We start from the raw sequence: 2201 nt of genomic DNA, 5'->3' as shown, positions 1-2201 counted from the left end.
GTGGCGGTCGCGGTCACCTCGTCGTACAGGGAGACGGCGAGGAAGACGTTGGCCAGGTCGTGGAAGCCGTCGGGGCGGGCCGCGCCCACGGCCAGCTGCACGTTGACCTTCGCGGGGACCCGTACGGTCACGGGCCCGCGGGGCGCGGCGCTCACAGTGCGGGCTTCTGCGCGTCGGCGGGCTTGTGCTCGGCGATCGCCGCGAACTCCTCGACCGTCAGGGACTCGCCGCGGGCCAGCGGGCTGATCCCGGCGGCGGTCAGCGCGGCCTCGGCGGCGGCCGCCGAGCCGGCCCAGCCGGCCAGGGCGGAGCGCAGGCCCTTGCGGCGCTGGGCGAACGCCGCGTCGACGACCGCGAAGACCTCGGCCTTGGAGGCGCTGGTGGCGATCGGCTCGGCGCGGCGGACGAGGGAGACGAGCCCGGAGTCCACGTTCGGGGCGGGCCAGAAGACGTTGCGGCCGATGGCCCCGGCCCGCTTGACGTCGGCGTACCAGTTCGCCTTGACGGAGGGGACCCCGTACACCTTGTTGCCGGGGCGGGCGGCAAGCCGGTCGGCGACCTCCGCCTGGACCATGACGAGGGTCCGCTCGATGCTGGGGAAGCGGTCGAGCATGGTCAGGAGCACCGGCACGGCCACGTTGTACGGCAGGTTCGCGACGAGGGCGGTCGGCGCGGGGCCGGGCAGTTCGGTGACGAGCATCGCGTCGGAGTGGACGAGCGCGAACCGGTCCTTCTTCTGCGGCATCCGCGCGGCGATGGTGGCGGGCAGCGCGGCGGCCAGGATGTCGTCGATCTCGACGGCGACGACCCGGTCGGCGGCCTCCAGCAGGGCGAGCGTCAGCGAGCCGAGGCCCGGGCCGACCTCGACGACCACGTCGTCGGGGCGGACCTCGGCGGTGCGCACGATCCGGCGGACCGTGTTGGCGTCGATGACGAAGTTCTGGCCCTTCTGCTTCGTCGGGCGCACGCCGAGGGCGGCGGCCAGCTCTCGGATGTCGGCCGGCCCGAGGAGGGCGTCGGAAGGGGCCTCGGGGGCCTGGGGGGTCCCGTGGGGCTGCTGCTGCTCTGCGGTGCTCACCGGTAAAGCCTACGGCCGCAGTGCGGCCACGGACTCGCCCCCCGCTGCACGTACAGCTTCTTCGCCCGGAACGTCTGCTCCCCGGCCGGGGCGTCCTGGGGGCGGCCGCTGCCGCCGAGGGCCTGCCAGGTGGTGACGTCGAACTGGTAGAGGCCGCCGTAGGTGCCCGAGGCGTCGGTGGCGGAGGGCCGGCCGCCGGACTCGCACTGGGCGAGCGCGCCCCAGTCGAGGTGGTCGGCTCCGGCGACGGAGGTCGGCAGCGGCTTCGTCCCGACCTTGACGAGCTGGCTGACGGGCTCCCGGACCACCTCCTCGGCGATCTTGCGGGCGGGCTGGCGGACCCCGTTGACGGTGCGCAGCCCGTACGTGACGCGGCGCGCGCCGGGGCGTCCGGCGCGTTCGACGACCTCGGTGCCGGCGAAGAGGGTGTCGTCCTCGACGCGTTCGGTCGCGTAGGGGATGCGCTCCTCGCGGACCTCGCGGGTGCCGGTGATGCGCAGGACGGTGATGGTCTGGCCGTCGCGCGGGAAGGAGTCCGGGGGGACGGATGTGGTGTCCTCGCCGCGCAGGGTGATGCCGGCCTGGTCGAGGGCCTCCTGGACGGTGGCGGCGTTGGTGCGGATGGTGCGTTCGCGGCCGTCGGCCATGAAGGTGACGCCGCGTTCGGTGCGGACGCTGAGGGCGAGTCCGGCGCGGGGGACGGGGGCGGTGCGGGGGGCGGAGAGGTAGGCGCCCTCGACGCGGACACCGAGCTGGCGCAGGGCGGCGTCGACGGTGCGGGCGGTGGTCCACATCTGGCGGCTGGTGCCGTCGAGGGTCAGGCGCAGGGGGCGGCCGTAGCGGACGACGACCTCCTCGCCGTCCTCGAGGGAGGAGTCGCGGGCGGGGGCGACGAGGTCGTGGGGGCCGACGCCGAGGCCTTCGGCGTCGAGGAGGTCCTCGACGTTCCCGGCGAAGGTGTGGAGGGTGCGGGGTTCGCCGTCGACGGTGAGGTGGACGGACTTGTCGGCGGCGACGAAGGCGGTGGTGCCGCCGGCGAGGAAGGCCACGACGAGGGCCTGGGGGACGATGCGCCGCCAGCTCTCGCGGACGGTGGCGCCCTGTCCGGCGGTACGGGTACGGC

The 2201-nt window shown here is 74.9% G+C and carries 2 protein-coding genes; both read right to left on the bottom strand.

Annotated features, from left to right (window positions below):
- Positions 1 to 151: 151 nt before the first annotated feature.
- Positions 152 to 1078 (bottom strand): 16S rRNA (adenine(1518)-N(6)/adenine(1519)-N(6))-dimethyltransferase RsmA, encoded by a 927-nt coding sequence (rsmA, locus tag VR44_RS38965; RefSeq protein ID WP_045952422.1) that lies wholly within the window; start codon positions 1076 to 1078, stop codon positions 152 to 154.
- Positions 1075 to 2201, bottom strand: a 1127-nt coding sequence (locus tag VR44_RS38960) for a resuscitation-promoting factor (protein ID WP_045952421.1), incomplete at its 5' end; no start/stop codon positions are given. The genes VR44_RS38960 and rsmA, both read right to left, overlap by 4 nt.

The organism is Streptomyces katrae (assembly GCF_000966975.1).
GTDB lineage: Bacteria > Actinomycetota > Actinomycetes > Streptomycetales > Streptomycetaceae > Streptomyces > Streptomyces katrae.
The sequence above is the reverse complement of the archived record's forward strand: the minus strand, read 5'-3'. Positions and strand labels throughout refer to the sequence as shown.